Source organism: Kitasatospora sp. HUAS MG31 (assembly GCF_040571325.1).
In the GTDB taxonomy this organism is placed as follows: Bacteria; Actinomycetota; Actinomycetes; order Streptomycetales; family Streptomycetaceae; genus Kitasatospora; species Kitasatospora camelliae.
This window is the reverse complement of the sequence record NZ_CP159872.1, coordinates 1,301,842-1,324,273: the sequence shown is the minus strand read 5'-3', so window position 1 is coordinate 1,324,273 and position 22,432 is coordinate 1,301,842. Positions and strand designations below refer to the sequence as shown.

The 22,432-nt window shown below is 72.4% G+C and carries 16 protein-coding genes; 11 read left to right on the top strand and 5 right to left on the bottom strand.

From position 1 onward, the window contains the following. Positions 1 to 214 precede the first annotated feature (214 nt). From ABWK59_RS06305 to ABWK59_RS06295, 3 genes are all read left to right on the top strand, one after another. Positions 215 to 3,343, top strand: coding sequence for an EAL domain-containing protein (locus ABWK59_RS06305; protein ID WP_354638553.1), 3,129 nt, complete (start codon positions 215 to 217; stop codon positions 3,341 to 3,343). 625 nt (positions 3,344 to 3,968) lie between these two features. Further along, positions 3,969 to 4,157, top strand: a complete 189-nt coding sequence (locus ABWK59_RS06300) for a hypothetical protein (RefSeq protein ID WP_354638551.1) — start codon at positions 3,969 to 3,971, stop codon at positions 4,155 to 4,157. Continuing rightward, positions 4,154 to 4,306 carry a hypothetical protein gene (locus ABWK59_RS06295; RefSeq protein ID WP_354638549.1) on the top strand — a complete coding sequence of 51 codons (153 nt, stop codon included), beginning with the start codon at positions 4,154 to 4,156 and terminating at the stop codon, positions 4,304 to 4,306. The genes ABWK59_RS06300 and ABWK59_RS06295 overlap by 4 nt, the downstream gene beginning before the upstream one ends. A 7-nt stretch (positions 4,307 to 4,313) precedes the next feature. Here ABWK59_RS06295 and ABWK59_RS06290 read toward each other — a convergent pair whose 3' ends face one another. Then, a complete protein-coding gene (locus ABWK59_RS06290) occupies positions 4,314 to 6,740 on the bottom strand; it encodes a SpoIIE family protein phosphatase (RefSeq protein ID WP_354638547.1) in 2,427 nt (808 codons plus the stop codon). Positions 6,741 to 7,155: 415 nt separating this feature from the next. Between ABWK59_RS06290 and ABWK59_RS06285 the strand changes: the two genes are divergently transcribed. Continuing rightward, the gene (locus ABWK59_RS06285; protein WP_354638545.1) at positions 7,156 to 9,294 is read left to right on the top strand and encodes a SpoIIE family protein phosphatase; all 2,139 of its coding nucleotides are present in this window, start codon (positions 7,156 to 7,158) and stop codon (positions 9,292 to 9,294) included. Between the two features lie 92 nt (positions 9,295 to 9,386). Here ABWK59_RS06285 and ABWK59_RS06280 read toward each other — a convergent pair whose 3' ends face one another. Continuing rightward, positions 9,387 to 9,881, bottom strand: coding sequence for a universal stress protein (locus ABWK59_RS06280; protein WP_354638543.1), 495 nt, complete (start codon positions 9,879 to 9,881; stop codon positions 9,387 to 9,389). A 237-nt stretch (positions 9,882 to 10,118) separates the two neighbouring features. After that, complete coding sequence (locus ABWK59_RS06275) at positions 10,119 to 10,529, bottom strand: hypothetical protein (protein WP_354638541.1); 411 nt, start codon at positions 10,527 to 10,529, stop codon at positions 10,119 to 10,121. Positions 10,530 to 10,948: 419 nt separating this feature from the next. Here ABWK59_RS06275 and ABWK59_RS06270 point away from each other — a divergent pair, with 419 nt between their 5' ends. From ABWK59_RS06270 to ABWK59_RS06245, 6 genes are all read left to right on the top strand, one after another. Then, positions 10,949 to 12,241: a discoidin domain-containing protein gene (locus ABWK59_RS06270; protein WP_354638539.1), complete on the top strand. Its 1,293-nt coding sequence runs from the start codon at positions 10,949 to 10,951 to the stop codon at positions 12,239 to 12,241. A gap of 2 nt (positions 12,242 to 12,243) precedes the next feature. After that, positions 12,244 to 13,533: an MFS transporter gene (locus ABWK59_RS06265; RefSeq protein ID WP_354644842.1), complete on the top strand. Its 1,290-nt coding sequence runs from the start codon at positions 12,244 to 12,246 to the stop codon at positions 13,531 to 13,533. Then, complete coding sequence (locus tag ABWK59_RS06260) at positions 13,530 to 14,498, top strand: hypothetical protein (protein ID WP_354638537.1); 969 nt, start codon at positions 13,530 to 13,532, stop codon at positions 14,496 to 14,498. Before ABWK59_RS06265 ends, ABWK59_RS06260 begins: the two co-directional genes overlap by 4 nt. A 131-nt stretch (positions 14,499 to 14,629) precedes the next feature. Further along, positions 14,630 to 16,147, top strand: a complete 1,518-nt coding sequence (locus ABWK59_RS06255; protein ID WP_354638535.1) for a phytoene desaturase family protein — start codon at positions 14,630 to 14,632, stop codon at positions 16,145 to 16,147. Next, positions 16,144 to 16,929 carry a fatty acid desaturase family protein gene (locus ABWK59_RS06250; RefSeq protein ID WP_354638532.1) on the top strand — a complete coding sequence of 262 codons (786 nt, stop codon included), beginning with the start codon at positions 16,144 to 16,146 and terminating at the stop codon, positions 16,927 to 16,929. The genes ABWK59_RS06255 and ABWK59_RS06250 overlap by 4 nt, the downstream gene beginning before the upstream one ends. After that, the gene (locus tag ABWK59_RS06245; protein WP_354638530.1) at positions 16,922 to 17,545 is read left to right on the top strand and encodes a TetR/AcrR family transcriptional regulator; all 624 of its coding nucleotides are present in this window, start codon (positions 16,922 to 16,924) and stop codon (positions 17,543 to 17,545) included. Before ABWK59_RS06250 ends, ABWK59_RS06245 begins: the two co-directional genes overlap by 8 nt. Before the next feature lie 65 nt (positions 17,546 to 17,610). Here the strand turns inward: ABWK59_RS06245 and ABWK59_RS06240 are convergent, their stop codons facing one another. Further along, the gene (locus ABWK59_RS06240; protein ID WP_354638529.1) at positions 17,611 to 19,443 is read right to left on the bottom strand and encodes an alpha-keto acid decarboxylase family protein; all 1,833 of its coding nucleotides are present in this window, start codon (positions 19,441 to 19,443) and stop codon (positions 17,611 to 17,613) included. Further along, positions 19,440 to 21,581, bottom strand: coding sequence for a flavin monoamine oxidase family protein (locus ABWK59_RS06235; protein ID WP_354638527.1), 2,142 nt, complete (start codon positions 21,579 to 21,581; stop codon positions 19,440 to 19,442). The genes ABWK59_RS06240 and ABWK59_RS06235 overlap by 4 nt, the downstream gene beginning before the upstream one ends. Positions 21,582 to 21,841: 260 nt before the next feature. Between ABWK59_RS06235 and ABWK59_RS06230 the strand changes: the two genes are divergently transcribed. Then, a complete protein-coding gene (locus tag ABWK59_RS06230) occupies positions 21,842 to 22,429 on the top strand; it encodes a GNAT family N-acetyltransferase (protein ID WP_354638525.1) in 588 nt (195 codons plus the stop codon). Positions 22,430 to 22,432: the final 3 nt, after the last annotated feature.

The following is a 22,432-nucleotide window of genomic DNA, read 5'->3' as shown; positions in this document are numbered from 1 at the left end:
GAAGTTCGTGAACTGGATATACTGAGACCGGATTTGTGTCGAAAAGTCTGGCCTCGAGGAGCCTCAAAGGCGGAGTCCGAGGGGCCCTGTTTCCCCCTGTCGAAGCGGCTTCCTCCGCTTACCGACTCCCCGGTACCGAGTCCCCGCACGGGTCTCGGAACCTCCTTTGCGCGAGGTGACGGGTTTGAATACCCAACGGCGCTGGGTCCCCTTGATGACCGGCTTCGGTGTGTTGGTGGTCCTGCTCACGGCCCTCTACTATGCGTTCTCCGCGCAGCGGCTGATCTTCCTCGGAATCGGACTGACCGGTGTCATCGGCATGCTGGTGGGCGTCTTCGTCAACCGTCCGTCCCATCGGTTGCCCTGGCTGGTGCTCGCCGCCGCGAACCTCAGCTTCACGGCGGGCGAGGCGACCCAGATCGTCTTCATCCAGTTCCTGCACGAGGAGAACCCGTTCCCGTCAGCCGCTGACGTCTTCTACCTCGCGACGTACGGGCTGTACGCGGTCGGGCTCCTGGGATTCGTCCGCTGGCGTTCGGCCGGGCGTGACCGGGCCAGTTTCATCGACGCGCTGATCCTGACGGCCGGCCTGGCCCTGCTGTCCTGGATCTACCTGATCGTCCCCTCCGCCCATGTTGCCGGCCTCACCTGGCTGCAGAAGGCGATCTCAGTCGCCTACCCGCTCGGGGACATCCTCGTGCTGGCGATGCTGCTGCGCCTGCTCGCCCCCCGCGGCGGCAAGAGCCCGGCGCTGGTGCTGCTCGCCCTGGGGACGGTCGGTCTGCTCACCTCCGACGTCCTGTACGCCCTCATCCTCCTGCACGGAACCTGGCACACCGGGACGGCGGTGGAGCTGGGCTGGGCGGTGTTCTACGGAGCCTGGGGCGCCGCCGCCATCCACCCCTCCATGGTCACGCTGACCCAGCCCGTCCGGTGGCGTGCCGACACCGCGCGCGGCCGCCTGGGCCTGCTCACGCTCGCCTCACTGATCGCGCCGGCCATGCTCCTGCTGCAGGATGCACGCGGAGTGACCACGAACGTCGGCGTCATCGGAGCCTTCTCGGCCATCCTCTTCGCGCTGGTGCTCTACCGGCTGGCGGGCGTCGCGGCGACCCATCGGCAGGGCGTCGGCCGGGAGCGTGTCCTGCGCATCGCCGTGGCTTCGCTGGGGTCCGCGACCGACATCCGGGACACGGCCGCCGCGGTCCGGACCGTCCTCGCCTCGCTGCTGCCGGACGACCGGAGCCACAGCGCGCTGCTCGCCATCAGGGAGGGCGCCGTCCTGTGGCTGATCCGTGTCGACGACGGTGCGCGCCGCGCGGCGTCCCCGGAGACCGCCCAGGCGGTGCAGGAGCTGACGCGGAGCGGCGAGGCCCGTCTGGTGAGCCGCGCCGAACTGCAGCACGACCTCGCGGCGGAACTCGGCGGGGCACCCAGCGCCATGGTCTGCCCTCTGGCCCTGCCGGACCGCCCGGAGGACCAGACCGAGCCGGACGGCTCCGCGGCCCCCAGCACCGGGGCGCTGATCGTGGCCGCGGACGAGCAGCATCTCATCGTCCTGCAGGAAGCGCTGGTCACGCTGACGGCCCAGACCGCCCTCGCGATCGAACGGATCGCCCTCAGCGAGGAGGTCGACCGGCGCAAGAGCGAGGCCTACTTCCGGACCTTGGTGCAGAACGCATCCGACGTCATCCTGATCCTCGACGACGACGACAGGATTCGGTACGCCAGCCCGTCGGCCGACCAGGTTCTCGGCCATCCCTCGTTGGAAGGCGTCCGGCTGACGGACCTGATCGCTCCGCAGGACAGCGGCTCGGTGGTCCACACCCTTGCGCAGATGCGGATCCGCGACTGCCAGGGCAGGCGTGACCACTGGAGGATGACGCGCGTCGACCACGCGGTCATCGAGGTCGAGGTCAGATGCAGTGACCTGCGGGCCGAGGCGACGGTCGGTGGCCTGGTGCTCACCCTCCGGGACGTCACCGAGCAGCGTTCGCTCGAACGTGAACTCACCCGCCAGGCTTTCCACGACTCGCTCACCGGCCTCGCGAACCGCGTGCTGTTCCAGGACCGGGTCTCCCATGCGCTGACCCAGAGCCAGCGCGAAGGCACCGTGGTCGGCGTGCTCTTCGTCGACATCGACGACTTCAAGGTCGTGAACGACATCCAGGGGCACAGCGTGGGCGACGAGCTACTGGTCGCCGTCGCGCTGCGGCTGTCGTCGACCGTCCGGGCGTCCGACACCGCGGCCCGCATCGGCGGCGACGAGTTCGCCCTGCTGGTGCAGGACTCGGTGACGCCCGGGGACGTCGAGACCTTCGCCGATCACGTGATCAGTGTGTTCGCGGAACCGTTCCGTCTCAGCGTCGGTCCGGTGAGCGTCTACGCGAGCGTGGGCATCGCCACCACCGAGGACAGCATCGACTCGGTCGAACTCCTGACCCATGCCGACCTGGCCCTGTACGCCGCGAAGACGGCCGGCAAGCGCCAGTGGCGCGGGTACCATCCCGTCCTCCAGAGCGGTATGGCCGAGCGGCACCAGCTCCAGGAGAGCCTCGACAGTTCGCCGGTCGAAACGTCGTTCCTGGTCCTGTACCAGCCCATCGTGGTGCTCGCCACCGGGGAGATCGCCGGGTTCGAGGCGCTGGTCCGCTGGCCGCACTCGTCGCGGGGCATGGTGCTCCCGGAACAGTTCATCACCCTGGCGGAGGAGAGCGGCCAGATCGTCCCCCTGGGTGCCTGGGTGCTCGGCCAGGCGGCGGCCGAGGCGGTCCGCTGGCGGCAGCGGCCGGGGCCGTGGCGTCCCGACGCACAGTCCAGCGCGCCGTACGTGAGCGTCAACGTCTCACCTCGGCAGTTCCGGGACGACGGCTTCCTCGACACGGTGCACCACACGCTGGAGCTGTCCGGCATCGAGCCGTCCAGCCTGATCCTCGAACTGACGGAGACCGTCCTGATGAGGCACGACGACCGCATCCGGACCGTGATGCGCGATCTGACCGACCTCGGTATCCGCATCGCGATCGACGACTTCGGAACCGGCTACTCCTCGTTGAGCTATCTGCGCGAGTTCCCGATATCGGTACTCAAGATCGACAAGTCGTTCATCGACAAGCTCGGGCGCTCCCCGCAGCAGTACGCCCTGGTGGAGGGAATCGCCCATCTGGCGGACACCCTTGGTGTCAAGGTGATCGCCGAAGGCGTGGAGAACACGACCCAGCGGGAGCTGCTGATCTCCATGGGCTGCCCGCTCGGCCAGGGCTTCCTGTTCTTCCGGCCGCTCCCGTCCGACCAGGCGGAGGCCCTGATCCTCGCCCCGGATCGCCGGCTGGGGGTCAGGTGAGGCGGCGTCGGCGGCTCAGTGCCCGGGCGTGCAGCCGCCCGCCCTCCGGGGTCGTGCTTCGCGGCCCCGGTGAGCGGGAGGCGATCGGCGGGTCGCTGCCGGGTCCCACCGCCTCCGCCACCAGCGGAGCGGTTCTCTGCTGCGGTGAAAGCACGCGACGGTATTCGTGCACCTGGCGGTATTCGTGCACCTGACGGGCCCGGATCCGCGTTTTCCGGAGTAACCTGGAAGGTGCCGGAGAACTTACCGGTAGGACGATCGCGAGGAGGTGGATATGCAGATCAGTTGGAGCAGGAGCCCTGATTCTGCGACTCGCGATCGCGAAATCCCAGCCCAGCCTTCCGGCCGGGAGATGACGGGACCGCCGAGGTGGCGGGGGTGCAGGTGCAAATCCTGTTATTCAGATCAGTGTTAATTCAGGGCGTGGGCCGTTTTCGCAGAGATGCGGAGACGGCCTTTTTTGTTGTTCCGCCACCTGGTGGTCGCAGTGCGCGATCCCATCGCACGGTCACAAGCTTTCGGGTCGTTTCCTTCCCCTGCGGGGGGTGCGCCGTACGGGCGGCCTGCCGCGAGCCCCGCACGTGCCGGATGCACCGGGCCCGGGGCGCGGCGCATTCTTGAGGGCATGGACGTCGAACGGCGCTCGGCCGGCGAGAGGCCGTGGGGTCGCATCCCGGCCCTGGTGCTGGTGCCCATCGGTCTCCTCGTGGTGCTCCTCGTGGTGATCATCCGGTCGCCCGACTCGATCCGTCTGGGCCCGCTGCTCGTGATCGCTCCCGCACTGACCCCGTCCTTCGCCGGGGGCCACGGGTGACCGCCGCCGTCGCAGCGCTCACCGTCGCCGCCGGTGTCCTCATCGCCGCCCAGCACGCCACCCTGCCCGACCTCGCCTGGACGCTGGACCACAACGTCAGGCGGTACCTGCACGACTTCGCCCAGATCGCCGCCCACCGGGCGCGGTAGGGGCCGGCTACGGCAGCGGCAGCTCGGTCCACACGGTCTTGCCGTCCCGGGTGTAGCGCGTACCCCAGCGCTCCGTGAGCTGGGCGACCAGGAAGAGACCGCGTCCGCCCTCGTCGGTCATGCGGGCGCGCCGGAGGTGGGGCGCGGTGCTGCTGCCGTCCGAGACCTCGCAGATCAGGAAGCGGTCTCGGATCAGTCGCAGGATCACCGGTGCACCGCCGTAGCGGTAGGCGTTGGTGACCAGCTCGCTGACGGCCAGTACGGCGGCGAAGGCCAGATGGTCGAGCCCCCATGCGGCCAGCGTGGCGGTGGTCAACTCGCGGGCCCGGCTTGCAGCGGTGGGCTCTGCGGGCAGCTCCCAGGAGGCCACGTTCTCCGCCGCCAGGACCCGGGTCCGGGCGATGAGCAGCGCGACGTCGTCGTGGGAGGGCCCCGGCAGCAGGGCGTCCTGCACCGCCGCGCAGGTCTCCTCCAGCGGCCGGGCGGGCCGGCCCAGCGCCTCGCGCAGCCGCTGCAGCCCGATGTCGAGATCGCGGTCCCGCGTCTCGATGAGCCCGTCGGTGAACAACGCCAGCAGGCTGCCCTCCGCGAGCTGGAGTTCGGCGGCCTCGAAGGGCAGCCCGCCCAAGCCCAGCGGAGGCCCGGGAGGCAGGTCCAGAAGGCCGAAGCGGCCGTCCGGAGTCACCACCGCGGGTGGCAGGTGGCCGGCCCGCGCCAGCGTGCACTGCCCGGTGACGGGGTCGTACACGGCGTAGAGGCAGGTGGCGCCGACGATCTGCTGGGCCGGTGGACCTCCGTCGGCCCCCTCCTGCTCATCGGCCAGGCGGTTCACCAGATCGTCCAGATGGGAGAGCACCTCGTCCGGCGCGAGGTCCAGGTTGGCCAGGGTGTGGACGGCGGCGCGCAGTCGGCCCATGGTGGCCGCGGCGTGCAGGCCGTGGCCGACCACGTCGCCCACGACCAGGGCGACGCGGGCGCCGGAGAGCGGGATCACGTCGAACCAGTCGCCGCCGATGCCCGCGGTCGGATCGGCGGGCAGATAGCGGTGCGCGACCTCGACGGCGCGGTGCTCGGCCAGGACGTGGGGCAGCAGACTGCGCTGCAGGCTCAGCGCCGCCTGGTGCTGCTGGGTGAAACGGCGGGCGTTGTCGATGCAGACGGCGGCGCGGGCCGCGAACTCCTCGGCGAGGGTGAGATCGTCCTGCTCGAACGCTTCGGGCCGTCTGGCCCGCCACAGGCTGACGATGCCCAGCAACAGACCGCGGGCGATCAGCGGTACCACGAGCAGCGAGTGGGCCCCCAGGGCGACGGCGCGTCTGGAGCGCTCCGGATCCTGGAAGTACCAGCCGGGGCTGGACTCCAACTCGAACTCGAGCACCGGCTCCTGCGCGTCGAGGCACTTGGCCTGCGGCGTGCGGCGATCGAAGGAGAAGACCTCGCCGACCGGATACATCACGTCGAGCGCGTTCTGCACGACCGCCTGGAGCGCCGCCCGGCGCACCGCCCCGGACACCGTCGAAACGGGTTCCTCGCCCCGGATCACAGGCTCCAGAAGGTCCACCGCGACGGCGTCGGCCAGGTCGGGGACCGCGACGTCGACCAGTTCCCGGGCGGTCTGCGCCACGTCCAGGGTGGTGCCGATCCGGGCACTCGCCCGGTTGAGCAGCGCCAGCCGGTGCCGGGCCCGATGGCGGTCGGTGACGTCCTCCACCATCTGGGTGACCCCGAGGACCCGGCCTGAAGGGGCCTGCATCCGGAAGGCCGAGACGGCCACCATGCGCTCACGGTCGGGCTCCCGCCGTACCCGGCAGGGCAGCTCGGTGAAGATCAGCGGCTCGCCCGTCTCCAGGACCCGCCGCAGCAGCGTCTCGACCGCTTCCACGTCGGGACCGATCAGGTAGTCACCCATCCGGCGGCCGCGGTGCTCCTCGACCGGGACCGCGCTGAACCGGGCGATCGCCCGGTTGACCCGCAGGATGCTCAGGTCAGGGGCGTGCACCGACAGGCCGATCGGGGAACGCCTGAACAGCCCGTCCAGGACCGAGCGGTCCGTCTCCCACTGGGTCACCTCCTCGGCCGGCGCCATGACCAGGAACCACTCGGACCGCAGGTCGACCCGGGTCACGGCACGGGCCCGGAAGCCCAGCTCCACCCTGTGGCCGCCACGGTGGAGCACCGGCAGCAGCCCGTACCAGCCGCGCTCGCGCTCACACTCCGCGACCGCGTCCAGCACCGCGTCCCGATCGGCGGGGTGGACCAGGAACTCGGCGGCCGCTCGACCGAGCGCCTCGCCGGGCCGGTAGCCGAGCAGGGCCTCGGCCCGCTCGCTCCAGCCGACGACCCTGCCACGGTCGTCGAGGACCGCCCATGCCGAACGGGCCACCGCGAAGGGATCCTCGGGGGCCTCGCCGAACGCGGGCAGCGGTGCGTCCATATCGCCAGTATCTCCGAGGGCGGATCACCTGACCTGACGTGCCGGGATCGGCAACATCGCGTCAGTCGGCCTGCGGGCCCTGCTCGCGGTGGTAGGCGGTGAGCAGCAGGGCGATGTCGTCGGAACGGCGCGGGGAGCGTCGGGCCTGCCGGAGGAGTCGATCGGCGAGTTCCTCCAGGTTTCCGGCGCGGGCGTGGGCGAGCGAGGCCCGCAGGTCGGCGATGCCCGGATCGAGGAACGGGCCGCCGGCCAGTTCCAGGCGTCGTACGCGAAGGCGACCACGGGGAGCGAACGACCCCGGTGCGTCGGGTGGTCCGTGTGCCCGGCCACCGCAGCGGGCGTAGCGTCACTGGTGTGGGAGCTGCCCGGAGCGCTCCACGGGCCGGGCCTCGAAAGCGGCGGAAAGCGAGACGGCGTGCGGGAGGACCTCGTGCCGGCCGCCGGTGACGCGGCCGGGTGGGACGAGCGGCTGGACGACGTCCTGACCGAGACGGTGGCGCAGTGCGGCGCGTCCTCGGGCGGGGTGTACCTCCTGCGGGCCGATGAAGCCGCCGACGAAGCCGATGAAGGCGTGCTGCGCCTGGCGGTCGTCCGGGGCCTGCCGGCCGAGTTCGTCGCGCCGTGGACCAGGGTCGCGCTCGCGGCCCCGGCCCCTGCCAGTGACGCCGTGCGGGACGGCAGGACGGTGTGGTCCGGCAGCCATGAGGACTTCGCCCGCCTGTACCCGCGTCTCGCCATCGCGACGCCGTACCACTTCGCGATCGCGGCCGCCCCCATCCGCGGCGAGGGGCGGCGGTGGGGTGCGTTGCTGTTGATGTGGCCCGGCTCCCGCTCGTCGCAGCTCGCCGCAGCCGACCGTGATCCGATCGTCGCCGGGTGCGACCGGCTCGCCGAGCTGCTGGCCGGTGCCGAAGCCGCCCGGCAACCCATCACGGCGCCCCTGAGACCCCGCATCCTTCCCCGCCGGCTGGCAGCCGCCGAGCTGCCCGAGGCCGCCGCGACCGCCTTCGCGGAACGCCTCCCGGGCGGCAGCTGCGCACTCGATCTCGACGGGCGGATCACCTTCGTCACCGAAACGGCCTGTGCCCTGCTCGGAGCCGGGAAGGAGCAGCTGCTGGGCGCGATCCCGTGGCGGGCCCTGCCCTGGCTGGACGCCCCCGAATTCGAGGACCGGTACCGGGCGACGATCTTCAGCCGGCAACCCGCGGCGTTCACCGCGATGCGTCCACCGGACCGGTGGATGGACTTCCGGCTCTACCCGGACGGCAACGGGATCAGCGTGCGCATCACCCCGACCAGCGGCGGCCCGGCACCCTCCCCCGCCCCCGGCCGGCACCGGCCCACCCCGGTGTCCCGCGCCGGCCAGCTCTACCAGATCATGCACCTGGCGGCGGCCCTCACCGAGGCCGTCACCGTCGACGACGTGATCGCCCTGGTGGCCGAGCAGATCCTGCCGGCCTTCGACGCCCAGGCGCTCGCCATGATCAGTGCCGCGGAAGGCCGCCTCCAGGTGATCGGCTACCGGGGATACAGCGCCGCGGAGATCGCACGCTTCCACGAGATCCCCCTGGACGAGCGCACCGCCCCGATGACCCGTGCCCTCACCACCGGGGTGCCCGGGTTCTTCGACAGCCCCGAGGAGCTGTCCCGCGCCTTCCCGGAAGTCCCGCAGGTCACCGGTAAGAAGGCCTGGGCCGTGCTGCCGCTCATCACCTCCGGCCGTCCGGTGGGCTGCTGCCTGCTCGCCTACGACCAGCCACACCGCTTCGCGGCCGACGAGCGCACCGTCCTGACCTCACTGGCCGGACTGATCGCCCAGGCTCTCGACCGCGCGCACCTGTACGACACGAAGAGCCGGCTCGCCCACGATCTCCAGCGGGCCCTGCTGCCCCACGCCCTGCCGACGGTCGACGGCCTGCGGGTGGCGGCCCGCTACCTGCCCGCGACCCGGGGCATGGACATCGGCGGGGACTTCTACGACCTCATCCGGTTGGGCTCGACCACGGCCGCCGCCGTGATCGGCGACGTCCAGGGCCACAACGTCCCGGCCGCCGCCCTGATGAGCCAGGTCCGCACCGCCGTCCACGCCACCGCGGGTGCCGCCCCCGACCAGGTCCTCCTCCGGGCCAACCGGCTGCTGTGCGACCTCGATCCGGGCCTCTTCACCACGTGCCTGTACGCGCACCTGAACCTCGCCGCGCACCGGGCCTTCCTGGTCAGCGCCGGACACCCGCCGCCGTTGCTGCGGCCGCCCGGCCGGTCGGCCACCGAGCTCCTGGACATCCCGCCCGGCCCGCCGCTGGGCGTCGACGCCACCGCCATGTACCCGATCACCGAAGTGCCTTTCGAGGTCGGCGCGTTGATGCTGCTCTACACCGACGGCCTGGTGGAGTCACCCGGCGTGGACTTCGACGAGGGGATCGCCACCGTGGCCCGGCAGCTCGACCGTGCGACCCTCGACCTGGAAACGGTGGCGACGGATCTGGTGGCCGCCGCCCAGCGGTCCGGCCAACGCGCCGACGACATCGCGACGTTCCTCCTGGAGGCGACCTAGGACCGACCGGCAGGTGGGGGCGGCGTCGCGGTCCGGCGGGCGGCGCCGGGAAGGCGGTCGCGGCTGAGTCGGTCGTCCCGGACGCCGGCGCGTCAGGAAGGTTCGGTGTCGTGTTCCGCCGGGACGACGACGACCGGGAGGCGGGCGTGGTGGACGACCTCGGTACTGGTCGATCCGAGGGCGAGGCGGCCCCAGGCGCCCGATCCTCGGGAGCCGACCACCAGCAGGCCAGCGTCCTTGCTCGCTTCGAGGAGGACCTGCGCCGGGCGGCCGGGTTCGCAGACGATCTCCACCTCCAGGAACGGTTCGCCGAGCTGCTCCTGGAGTTCCTGGACGGAGTCGGCCACGGCCTGCAGGACGAGATCGCGCTGCTGGGGGATGGGGCCGCTGTCGGGGCCGGAGGAGACCGTCCATTCGAAGCCGGACCGCCGGGTGGGGGTGTACTCGTACGCGCAGACCGCCCGCAGACCGGTGGCGCGGATCCGGGCCTCGCGGAGCGCGAAGGTCACGGCGTGCCGGGCCTGGGGCGAACCGTCCGTGCCGACCACGACCGGGCCGACCGTGTGGTGGGCAACGGGATCGGTCATGGGTGACCTCCGAGGACTCGGTGCGCGGCGTTGCGTGCGGCAGACGCGGCCCGTACGGCTACGGGTCCGGTCGGCCGTCCGTCGCGCGGTGCACCTCTCAGCCTGCCCCCGTCGGTCCACGGGCACCATCGCAGCCCATGAGCGGCGTCCGGTCGGACACGGTCGGTGACCGGCTGTCCGGCCGTCGCCCCCGGCGCGAGGCGGGCGGTGTGCGGAGGCGTCCGGCCGGCCGCCGTTCTACGGCGCGGCCGGTCCCGGGGCCGCCCAGCGGAGCGAGTAGGAGGAGAGGAGGGCGAGGGCCGTCGCAGCGGGCAACTCGGCGCAGTAGGCGAGGACCTGGGCGAGCAGGTAGTCCTGACCGCGGTGTGCGGACCAGATGTCGAAGTAGGCGTCCATCGCCAGTAGGACGGCGGTGGCGGCGGCCAGGGGGCTGGTGGCCCGGTGGCGGCGGCGCACCAGTGCGGCGAGCAGCAGCAGGGCCGCCACCTCGATGACGTCCAGCCAGACCCAGGAGTTGGCGAGGTTGCGGGCGCCGAAGCGGCGGACCGACAGGGCCAGCACCACGATCCACGGCACCAGCAGGAACGCGGCCGTCCGCAGCCCGATCGGCAGCCATCGCCGGATCGCCGCCTCATGGGTCGTCGACAACCGTCCTGTTCTGATCACGTGGTGATCGTATCGGCGCGGGGCCAAGGCCGGCCGCCGTGGGTGGATCCGACGCTCGGCTGACGACCGCGCCGGCCATCGCGGGGAAGGGTGACGGATCGTCAATCCGGCCTCCCCGTAGGGCGCTCGGGCCGATGGGGCGGCGCCGCCGCACTATTGATAGGTAACTTTCCTTTCTATTACGCTGTCGGCTGGCGGCTTGGCGCGGCGCCCGTGCCCCAGGGGCGTGACGCGCTCAGCGAGAGCTCTGACCCGGCCGCTGCGGTGACCCGGTCGCCGCTTGCCGGTGCGTTCGTGTGGTGGGGACCGGAGTCCAGCTCTCGCCGTTTCTCGAGGTCATGGAGTCAGGGATGCGTTTGGGTGTCTCGGCAAGGCCTGTTCGTGTCGGAGTCGTCGCCGCCGTGCTCGCGTTGCTCGGCGGCCTGTTGCTCGGCTGGTCCGAGCGGGCGGGGGCGGCGGGCGATCCGCTGATCTCGCAGGGGAAGGCCGCGACGGCCTCCTCCACCGAGGGGCCGTCGTACGCGGCGGGGAAGGCGTTCGACGGCAGCACCTCCACGCGGTGGGCGAGTGCGGAGGGGGAGGACCCGCAGTGGCTGCGGGTGGACCTCGGAGGGAACGCCGCCGTCTCGCGGGTGAAGCTGAACTGGGAGGCCGCCTACGCGAAGGCGTACCGGCTGGAGGTGTCGGCGGACGGGGCGACCTGGACGGCGGTGGCGGAGGAGAAGGCCGGGAACGGCGGGACGGACGACTGGCCGGCGCTGGGCGCCAAGGGCCGCTACGTCCGGATGTACGGGACGGCGCGCGGGACGTCCTACGGGTACTCGCTGTTCGAGATGCAGGTGTACGGGGTGCCCGACGGCAGCCCGTCGCCGACCGGGACCACCACGCCGGGCGGGACGTTCACCGTGGTGGCCGCGGGTGACATCGCCGCGCAGTGCACCGCCTCGGACAGCGGCTGCGCCCATCCGAAGACCGCCGCGCTGGCCCAGCGGATCAACCCGAGGTTCTACCTGACGATGGGTGACAACCAGTACGACGACGCCCGGCTGGCGGACTTCCGGAACTACTACGACAAGAGCTGGGGGGCGTTCAAGGCGAAGACCCACCCGGTGCCGGGCAACCACGAGACCTACGACCCGGCCGGGTCGCTCGCCGGCTACAAGGCGTACTTCGGCAGCATCGCCTTCCCGCAGGGCAAGAGCTGGTACAGCTTCGACGAGGGCAACTGGCACTTCGTCGCGCTGGACTCCAACGCCTTCGACCAGAGCGCCCAGATCGACTGGCTCAAGGCCGACCTGGCGGCCAACACGAGGAAGTGCGTCGCCGCCTACTGGCACCACCCGCTGTACTCCTCGGGCGGGCACGGCAACGACCCGGTCTCCCGGCCGGTGTGGAAGATCCTCTACGGCGCCAGGGCCGACCTTGTGCTGAACGGGCACGACCACCACTACGAGCGGTTCGCCCCGCAGGACCCGGACGGGAAGGCCACCGCCGACGGCATCGTCGAGATCGTCGGCGGGATGGGCGGCGCCGAGCCCTACCCGATCGAGCAGGTCCAGCCGAACAGCCAGAAGCGGATCAGCGGCGACTACGGCGTGCTGAAGCTGGAGTTCACCGACTCCGGCTACGGCTGGACCTACGTCGGCACGGACGGCCAGGTCAAGGACACCAGCCCCAAGTACAGCTGCCACTGATGATGTACCTGGCCACCACCGGCCGCCGTACGGACGCGCCGTCCCGCCCCGCCGGGACAAGGCGGCGCGTCCCCGGCACGGTCATCGCCCTCGGCGCGGTCAGCCTGGTCACCGACGTCTCCTCGGAGATGGTCACGGCCGTGCTGCCGCTCTACCTGGTGCTGGGGCTCGGCCTCTCGCCCCTGCAATTCGGTTTCCTCGACGGGCTGTTCAACGGTGCCACGGCGCTGGTCCGGCTGCTCGGCGGCCGGCTCGCCGACCACGGCGGAGGCCGGCACCGGACGATCGCCGGAGCCGGCTACCTGCTCTCGGCGCTCTCACGGCTCGGGCTGCTGCTGGCCGGCGGGGCCGCCGGCGGGATCGCCGCCGCGCTGGCCGCCGACCGGCTCGGCAAGGGCGTGCGGACCGCGCCGCGGGACGCGCTGATCTCGCTCAGCGCACCGCCGGAGGCGCTCGGCCGGGCGTTCGGCGTCCACCGGGCGATGGACACCACCGGGGCGCTGCTCGGTCCCGTGGTCGCGTTCGCGGTGCTGTGGGCGACGGCGGACGCGTACGACGCGGTCTTCGCGGTCAGCTTCGCCACGGGGCTGTTCGGCGTGCTGGTGCTGTTCCTGTTCGTCCCGGCGGGAGCGAGGGCGGGGGCGGGGGCCGGCGCGGCGGGGGCCGGGGCCGGCGTGGCGGGGGCGGCCGCCGGATCGGGGCCCACCGGACGCAGCAGGAACAGGAGCAGGGCCCTCGGCGATCCGGTGTTCCGCCGGGTCGTCACGGCCGCCGCGCTCCTGGGGGCGGTGACGATCGGCGATTCCTTCCTCTACCTCCTGCTCCAACGCGGCCTGGACCTGCCGCCCCTGCTCTTCCCGCTGCTGCCGCTCGGCGCCGCCGCCGGCTACCTGCTGCTGGCCGTACCGGCGGGCCGGATCGCGGACCGGACCGGGCGGCGCCTCCCGTTCCTCTGCGGGCACGTCGCGCTGCTCACCGCCTACCTCACCCTGATGGCCCCGCCCGGATGGCCGGCCGCCGTCCTCGTCCTGGTGCTCCTCGCCGTCTTCTACGCCGCCACCGACGGCGTGCTGATGGCCCTGGCCGGGCCGGTGCTGCCGCCCGACGGCCGAGCGGGCGGGCTCGCGGTGCTGCAGACCGGCCAGGCGCTGGCCCGGCTGGTCGGCGCGGCCGGCTTCGGTGCCGCCTGGACCTGGTGGGGGCCGCGCCCGGCCCTGGCGGTGGCCGCGCTCGGGCTGGCCGCCGCCCTCGTCGCCGCCTGGCGGATCCTGCCGGGAAGGGAGAGCTCGTGAAGGCGCGTTCCGTGGTGGTGATCGTGGCCGCCCTGGTGCTGCTGGGCGGTTCGCTCGGGTACGTGCTGCACGCCCGGCAGCGCGGCGGCGGGCAGCCGCTCGCCGCCGCGGAGAACTCGTTCACCCTGGACGAGCCCGGGCTCTACTACCGGGACGCCGCCACCGGACGGGTCGCCCGCAGCCCGGGGCCGGCGGACGGGCCGTCCTGCGCCCGCTTCCACACCGGGGGAGACCGGGCGCTGTGCCTGCTGGCGCTGCCCGGCACCCCGGCCCGGACCCGGGCGGTGGTGTACGACCGGCGGTTCACCGAGCTCCAGGCGGTGACGGTGCCCGGGATCCCGAACCGGGCCCGGGTGTCGGCCTCCGGGCGGCTGCTCGCCTGGACCACCTTCGCCGTGGGGGACTCCTACGCGGCGGGGACCTTCTCCACCCGGACGTCGATCCTCGACCTGCGCACCGGCTACCTGGTCAAGTCGGTCGAGTCCATCCCGCTGACCGTCGACGGTGCCCGCCACCACGCCGCCGACGTCAACTACTGGGGCATCACCTTCGCCTCCGACGACAACCGCTTCTACGCCACCGTCTCGACCGGCGGCCGGACCCACCTGGTCGAGGGCGACCTCCGGGCCTGGTCGGCCCGCACCCTGCGGGAGAACGTGGAGTGCCCCTCACTCTCGCCGGACGGCACCAGGATCGCCTTCAAGAAGAAGGTCTCGGCCGACCCGGCGGCGCCCTGGCGGCTCCACGTCCTGGACCTGGCGGGACTGCAGGAGCACCCGGTGGCCGAGTCGCGCAGCGTGGACGACCAGGCGTCCTGGCTTGGGGAGACGCTCGGGTACGCGCTGCCGGCCCGGGACGGGAAGGGCACCGACGTCTGGAGCGTGCCGGCGGACGGCAGCGGGACTCCGCACCTGCTGGTGCCCGGCGGGTCGTCGCCGGTGACCGTCCCGGCGGCGTCGCGCTGACCCGTCGCGCGGCGCCGCTCGACCCCGCCACCAGTCAGGCCGGGCGCCGTCCACCGGTCCGCGGGTGCTCTGAACTGCGATGACATCGCCGGGTATTGACGCGTACTCAGACACGGCCGCATGCTGAACGCATGTTCAGAACGAACGTTCAGATCGAGTCCCGTGCCGATGTGGCGGTGATCGGCGGCGGCATGGCGGGCATGGCGACCGCGCTCCGGCTCCAGGCCGCCGGCCTGTCCACGGTGGTGCTGGAGGCGCACGGCCACGCCGGCGGCTGCGCCGGGTACTACCGCAAGCGGGGCTTCTCCTTCGACGTCGGGGCGACCACCCTGGTCGACTTCGAGCCCGGCGGGGTCGGGGCCGAACTGCTGGAGAGCGTCGGCATCGGCCCGTTGGAGGCGCAGACGCTGCCGGGCTACCGGGCCTTCCTGCCCGACCGCGAGGTGGTGCTGCACCGCGACCCGGCCGCCTGGCACGCCGAACGGCTGCGGATGCTCGGCGACACCGAGCGGCACCGGCGCTTCTGGGCGCTGCTGGACCGCCTGGCGGACACCTTCTGGCGGGCCAGCCGGGCCGGCGTCCGGCTGCCGGTGCGCGGACCCGCCACCGCGCTGCGGGACCTGCGCGCGGTCGGTCTCGCGGGCCTGCCGCTCGCCCGTCACCTCAACCGGACGCTCGGGGACGCCCTGCGCAGCCACGGCCTACGGGCCGACGCGCCGCTGGTCGGGCTGCTGGGCATGCTGGTCGAGGACACCGTGCACGCCGGGATCGACGAGGCGCCGCTGATCAACGCGGCACTCGGCGTGACCATCCGGGGCGCCGGGCTGAGCCGGCACCTCGGCGGCATGCACGGCTTCTGGCGGGTGCTGGTGGCCCACTACCGGGCGCTCGGCGGCTCGCTCCGGGTGGGCTGCGAGGTGTCCCGGGTGACCGGCGGCCCGGGGGAGTACCGGCTGGAGACACGGCGGGGCGCGGTCACCGCGGGTCGCCTGGTCTGCGCGGTCCCGGCCGCCACCACGGCCCGGCTCTGCGCCGCGCTCCCGGTCGCCGGCCGGCTGCGGCCGTACCTGGCACGCGACGAGGAGGCGCTGGGCGGCGCCTGCGTGGTCTTCCTCGGAGTGCCCGAGGAGGAGGTGGCCGGGCAGGACCTCACCCACCACCAGCTGCTGCAGTCGTACGACGTGCCGCTGGGGGACGGGAACAACATGTTCGTCTCCGTCTCCGCGCCGGGGGACGAGGTCAGCGCCCCGCCCGGCCACCGGGCCGTGATGATCTCCACCCACACCGAGCTGGCCGCCTGGACCGGGCTCGACGAGGGCGAGTACGCCCTGCGCAAGAAGGAGATCGGCGAGCGGCTGATCGGCCACGCCCGGCGCGCCTACCCGGAGTTGGGCCGCCGGGCGGTGTTCGCGCAGACCGGCACGCCGCGCAGCTACCAGCGGTTCGGGTTCCGCCCGGGCGGGGCGGTCGGCGGACCGCGCCAGCGGCTGCGCAACACCAACCAGTTCGCCGTCCCGCACGACCTCGGCGGCCCCGGGCTGTGGCTGGTCGGCGACTCGACCTGGCCCGGACTGGGCACGGTGGCCTGCGTGCTGGGCAGCCGGATCGTCGCCGAGGGCGTCCTCCGCGAGAAGGGACACCGCAGGTGACCGCACCGACCCTGGCCGAACTCGGCACCGATCTGCTGGTCACCTCGCGCCGCCGCCGGGCGGTGGCGCTGGCCCGTCCGTTCGCCGGGGTGCTGTGCTTCGCGGGCGTGGCCTGGGCGGGCTGGTGGTGGCTCACCCCGCTGGTCGCCTTCCTGGTCTTCGTCGCCGTCGTCAACGTCACCCACGACGTGGTGCACCGCACCATCGGCCTGTCCCAACGGGCCACCGAGTGGGCGCTGTTCGCCACCGGCCTGGTGCTGCTGGAGAGCGGTCACGCCTACCGGGCCACCCACACCCAGCACCACCGGTACTTCCCGCACCCCGACGACCCCGAGGGCCATCCCGCCGACCTGTCCTTCCTCGGCGCGCTGCTGCACGGCCCGGTCTTCCTGGTCCGCCTGTGGTGGTGGTCCTTCCGACGCGGCAAGGACCGCGGCTGGCTGCTGGCCGAGGCGGCCGCACCGGTCACCGCAGTGGTGGGCGGGACACTGCTCTGGCCTTATGCTCCTGGGGTGTTGACGTACGCGGTGATGATGATCGTAGGAAGCTGGGTGTACCCGCTGTTGACGGTGTACCTGCCGCACCACGACTACGGTGACACGCCGCTGACCCGGACCAGGACGCTGCGGGGCCGGGTGGTCCCGGCGCTCTTCCTGGAGCTCACCTACCACCTGGAGCACCACCTCTACCCCCAGGTGCCCAGCCACCACCTGCCGGAGCTGGCACGCCGGCTGGACCCGTACCTCGCGGCCAACGGCGTCCGGCCGGTGCGCGTTGTCTGAGGCCCGCGGCGCCGACGGCCGGGGCGCCGAGACCCGGAACCGGATCCTGGACGCCACCCTCGCCAGCCTGGTCCGCAACGGCTACGGCGGCACCACCGCCCGGGCGATCGCCCAGTGCGGCGGCTTCGCGCCCGGCGTCATCTACTACCACTTCGCCGACCTGGACGACCTGGTGGTGGCCACGCTGATCCACACCTGCGAGGCCCGGGCCCGCCGGTACCGCTCCGAGCTGTCCGGGGTGGACCGGGGCGCGCGCGTGGTCGAGCTGCTCCGTGAGCTGTACGACGAGGACACCGAGTCCGGGCACATCGCCGCCGTCCAGGAGATCTACGCGGGCGCCCGTCCCGACTCCAGGGTGGCCGAACGGCTGCTGCTGGAGACGCGGCGCTGGGAGGAGCTGGCCGAGGAGGTGCTGACCACGCTGCTGCGCGGCAAGCCGCTGGCCTCCCTGGTCGAGGTCCCGGTGGTGGCGAGCGCCGCCGTCGCGTTCTACCTCGGGATGGAGACGCTGACGCACCTGGACGGCGACCGCTCACGGCCGGCCCAGCTCTTCGACCAGGCGGCCAGACTCGCCGCCGTCTTCGACCGGATCCCCCGCCTGCGCCGTCGCGCCTGACGGACCGGCGCCGTCCGGCATGGCACCGGCCCCCGTCCTCGACGGGGGCCGGTGGGCGTGCGCGGCTACGGGCAGTTCTCGTCGATCTTGTACTGGAGCGCCCTCGGGTAGTCGTGCCGGCTGAGCCGGACGCGGGCCAGGATCGGCGCGTGGTTGATGTCGTTGCCGGGATCGGCGATGTCCCGCAGGAGGGCGTCGAGCTCGGCGTGGGTGGCGAGTTCGAACCCGTGCATCCGGTCCTTCTCCGTGCCGAACACCTCGGCCAGCTTCTCGTACCGCCACGGGTGCAGCACGTTGTAGAAGTCGGCCCCGTCGGACGGCCTCTCCCGGTAGTAGCAGGGGCTGACCAGCATCTGCTCGATGCCGTAGAAGCCCTCGTTGTCCAGGACGAAGACCACCGGCCGCAGGTGGTGGCGCACCTGGGTGGACAGCTCCTGGCAGATCTCCTGGAACGAGCCGTCCCCGACGAAGACGAGCGGGCGCTTCATCGGCTCCTGCCGGCCCAGGGCGACGCCGGTGGCCGCGCCGACGGAGTAGCCGATGGACAGCCAGCTGTTCTGCGCCAGGAAGCCGGCCCGCTCGGTGATCCGCAGGTTCATCGAGCCGAGCAGCGCGAACGCCGCGTCCGAGACCACCGTGAACGGCGAAGGGGCGTCGGGGTCGCCGCCGGTGGCCCGCTCCTCCAGGAAGGAGTTGACGTGCTGGAAGAAGCTGTCGTAGGTCAGCTCCTCGGGGTACCGGTCGCCGCTCAGCGAGTCCAGGAACTCGGCCCTGCTGGCCGGGACGTCCAGGCCCGCCGCGTGCGCCAGCGCGAAGTGGTCGTCGGGGAAGGTCTGTCCCGCCAGCGCGGTGCGCAACGCCGGGATGAACCGGCCGAGTTGGACCTCGGGGAAGTACCGGGCGCCGACGCTGACGCCGTCCCGGGCCGCCACGATCCAGTCGTCGCCGATGGCCTGGTCGCCGCCGAGGTTCTTGGACGTGGACCAGGTCCCCAGGCCGATCCGGCACCCCGCGTTCTTGAAGGTCCTCCGGATCTCCGGCAGGCTCGCCTTCCCGTTGTAGACGCCGGCGAACAGCGGGTGCCGCTCGGACACCACGGACTTCGCGCCGACCGTGGTGCAGAACTGCATCCGGGTGGCCTGCACGAACTCCAGCAGTTCGTCCTCCAGCCGGTACCGGACCAACTCCTCGCCGGCCCAGACGATGGGGGTGCCGAACGTCCTGATCAGCTCCACCGCCGCCGCGACGGCCTTGTCCAGCATCTGCTGGTTCCGCTGGGTGAACGGGCGTTCGTGGGCGCGGAGTTCGCCCTTCGGAGGCGCGCACGGCGCGTGCCAGAGGTCCTCCATCACCTCCAGGTAGACGGGCTTGCGTTCGGTCAGGCACGCGGTGATCGCGCCGTCGATCTGCGAGGGCGCGAGCCCGGGGTTGGAGAGCACCTGCGCGTCCACCGTGACCTGCCGGTAGACGTCCAGGTTGCTCTCCCGGCGCGGGCTCATGTGCGAGGTGAGCAGGCCGACCGCCTGCTGGTTGAGCCACTGCTCGTAGGACGGCGCCGCGTTGATCGCGATCAGCGGCACGTCCTCGACGTACGCGCCGCCGACGCTGTTGAGCAGGCTGAACGCGCCCACGCCGTAGGTCACCGCGACGGCTCCGACGCCCGCCTCGCGCCCGCCCGGAGCGACGTCGGCGGCCCGCACCCTGGCGTAGGCGTCCGCGGCGTAGCCGCCGCCCATCTCCGTCGGGGTGCCGATCCAGCGCACCCCGGTGGTCGCCTGCATGATCGTCAGGAACGGGCCGAGGAAGTCCCCCGGTACCCCGAACAGGTACCGGATGCCCACCTGCTCCAGCCGGGTGGCCAGGTAGCGGGCCACCGTCCACTCGTCGTCGCCGCTCATCTGCGCACCGCCTCCTGCCGGCTATCCCGGCGGAGCTGCACCTCGGGCCGGGTCTCGGGGTGGGCCGGGGCCGGCGGCGCAGGCGCCTCGTGCACGGCGATGGCCGCCCGGACGGCGGTCTCCACCGCGCCCTCGATCCAGGCGTGCTTGAGCGAGACGTGCTCGCCGGCGAAGTGCACCGGGCCCTCCGGCTTGACCACGTCGAGGTGGAAGCTGGTCATCTGGTGCGGGGTGTACACCGCCGCCTCCCCGAAGGCGTACGGGTCGCGCAGCCAGCTCTGGGTCTTGCCGTAGCCGGTGTAGAACACCTCGATCCGCCGGCCGTGCACCGACTGGAGGTTGCGCAGCGCGTACACGTACCGCTCGTCGTCCTCCATGGAGTCCCAGCGCACCGCGTCGTCCGACCAGCTGTAGCTGGCCAGCACCACGCCACCGCCCTCGGCGCCGGGCACCGGGTGGGAGGGGTAGTACATGAAGCGGTTCGGGTTGTCCGTGGTCGAGCCGCCGCCGAAGCAGTCGGTGGCGGGGCGCACGCTCGCCCGCAGCAGCGGGGTGTGCTGGTACACCTCCCGCTGGCCCCGGCTGATCCGGCTCTCGTCCACGCTCGTGTGGGCGCCGAGCAGCACGTCCGGCAGGTCGCGCGGGGGCCGGTGGCCATTGTGGGCGGCGGCGACGGCCGCCTCGGCGTCGTCCTCGCCCGCCCGCTGGTAGTACTCGTACAGGCCGGGTGCGATGGAATCGAGTTCGGCCTTCCAGTCCGCCTCGGTGAACTCCCACCACCGGCGGGAGAACTCCAGCAGCACCTTGGTGGCCTGGTCGTAGTGGGTCTCGATGATCGCCCGACGCTTCTTGTAGGAGAACGGCGGTGTCACCTGGACGAACCGCAGGGCGGAGAACGGGACCGTGACGATCGCGAAGTCGCCCTTCCAGACGGTGGGTTCGGCTTGCGGGTCGTCCTCGGGGACGGTCTCGACGGCGACCTGCGGCCCGATCGGGCCGACGTTCCGCGCACCCCCGCCGTCGCGGCGCGGGTCCCAGTACTCCATCCGGATCATCCGCTCGCCCATCACGAGCTCCTTCCGGAGCTCGTCGGCGAGTTCGGCGGGCAGCCGCCAGCTGCCGCCCGCGATCTCCCAGTAGGTGGCGCCGGGGTTGATGTCGCTGCGGCCCAGGAAGGTGTGGAAGAAGGCCAGGTGCAGCCGCGAGGTCATGTTCTCGATCGTGCCGATCGCCTCGATGGCCTCGTCGCTGAAGCCCGCGTACTCGCGCAGGAAGCGGCCCATCGAGTAGCCGTCGAAGTCGCGGATCACCCGGGCCCAGCCGTCCAGCCACTCGGCGAACGGCTTGTTCACCCGCTTGCCGTCCCGGATCACCGAGTAGTAGTCGCGGACCGGCTCCAGGGCCTGGTTGACCATGTCGGCGGCGGTGATCCGCACCTCGTCGCCGGTGAGGTGGAAGGCCTCGTTGACGCAGCTCGGGTCGGCGGCGTAGTCCTTGCGGCGGGCCTGGAGCCGGTTGGTGCGGATCCAGGAGTTGAAGCGCTTGGCCGGCTCGCGGAAGTCGGGGCTGTCCGCGCCGTACTTCCAGACCTTGCCGGGCTCGAAGGACTCGTAGACCACCGGCGGGACGGGCGCGTTCTGGTTGCCGGTGTCCGGATCGACGTCGACGTTGAAGAACAGCTGCCGGTCCAGACCGAGGCGGTCGACCAGGGCGAGGGTGAGCGGGTGGAAGCTCGGCAGCCGCATGGCGCCGGCCTCCGCGTACTGCAGCGGATCGTGGAACGGCCCGTCGGTCGCGTCCTCGGCGGTACGGAAGGTCTTGATCCGCCCGCCCACCCGGCTGGCGTTGGCCTCCAGAATGGTGACGTTGTGTCCGGCGTCCTTGAGCAGCTTCCCGGCGACCAGGCCCGCGATGCCCGCGCCGACGATCAGCACGTCCTTGGGCTCGTCCGTCGCCGGGATGCCGTCCTTGATCAGGACGTCGAGGTAGCGCAGCTTCAGGTCCTCGTCGTCCGGACCGACCAGCAGCAGCTCGCGCGCCAGCTGCCGACAGGTCTGCCAGCGGGCGCGGTCGCCGGCGGTGCCTTCGACGACGGGGTTCGGCGGTTCGGGGGTGGGAGGGGTGGGGGTCGCGGTCACGCTCGGGCTCCTCGCGATGGGGTGACAGGCAGGGATGTGTCACGACAGGTGACAGACCTGGAACCCAACGTAGCTTCGTGAGCGAACCTTCTGTCAACCGGGGCTCGGCCTCCCGACGGGCTCACACCGTGTCACCGGACCCGCTCCTGCGGCCGCCCGGCAGGACGCCTGCGCCGACCGGCGTCCCGGCGTCCCGGCGAACGAGCCGGAGCCCGGCCGACCCCTGGGAAGAATCGCGGTCGGGGGTTAGCCTGCTCGGCATGGCACCACGGCCCCCAGCGCCCGTCGTCCTCCACGGCCGGTACACCCGGCTGGAACCCCTGACCGCGGCGCACGTACCGGACCTGCACCTCGCCGGAAGCTGCGACGACGGCCTCTGGCAGTGGCTTCCCGTCGTCACGCCCTACACCCTCGGCGAGATGACCATGCTGGTCGAACAGCGGCTGGCCCAGCAGGCCGCGGGCGGGGCGGTGATGTTCGCGATCATCCCGGCCGGCACCGAGCGCGCCGCCGGATGGGTCGCGTACACGGACGTCGCGGTCGCCGACGAGCGCCTGGACATCGGCTGGCACTGGGCCGCGCGATCCACCTGGGACACCCCGGTGACGGCCGAGACCCAGCTCCTGCTGCTCCGCCACGCCTTCGAGCACCTGGCCTTCGGCCGGGTCCAGTGGCAGATCGACCACCTCGACATCCGCGCCCAGCTCGCCCTGTCGGGCCTCGGCGCCGTCCGCGAGGGCCCGCTGCGCCGCCATGCCCGGCGCTCCGACGGCACGTGGCGGGACACCCTCGTCTACGCGATGCTCGCCAACGAATGGCGCGGGGGATGGGGCGCCGGGCTGTTCTGAACG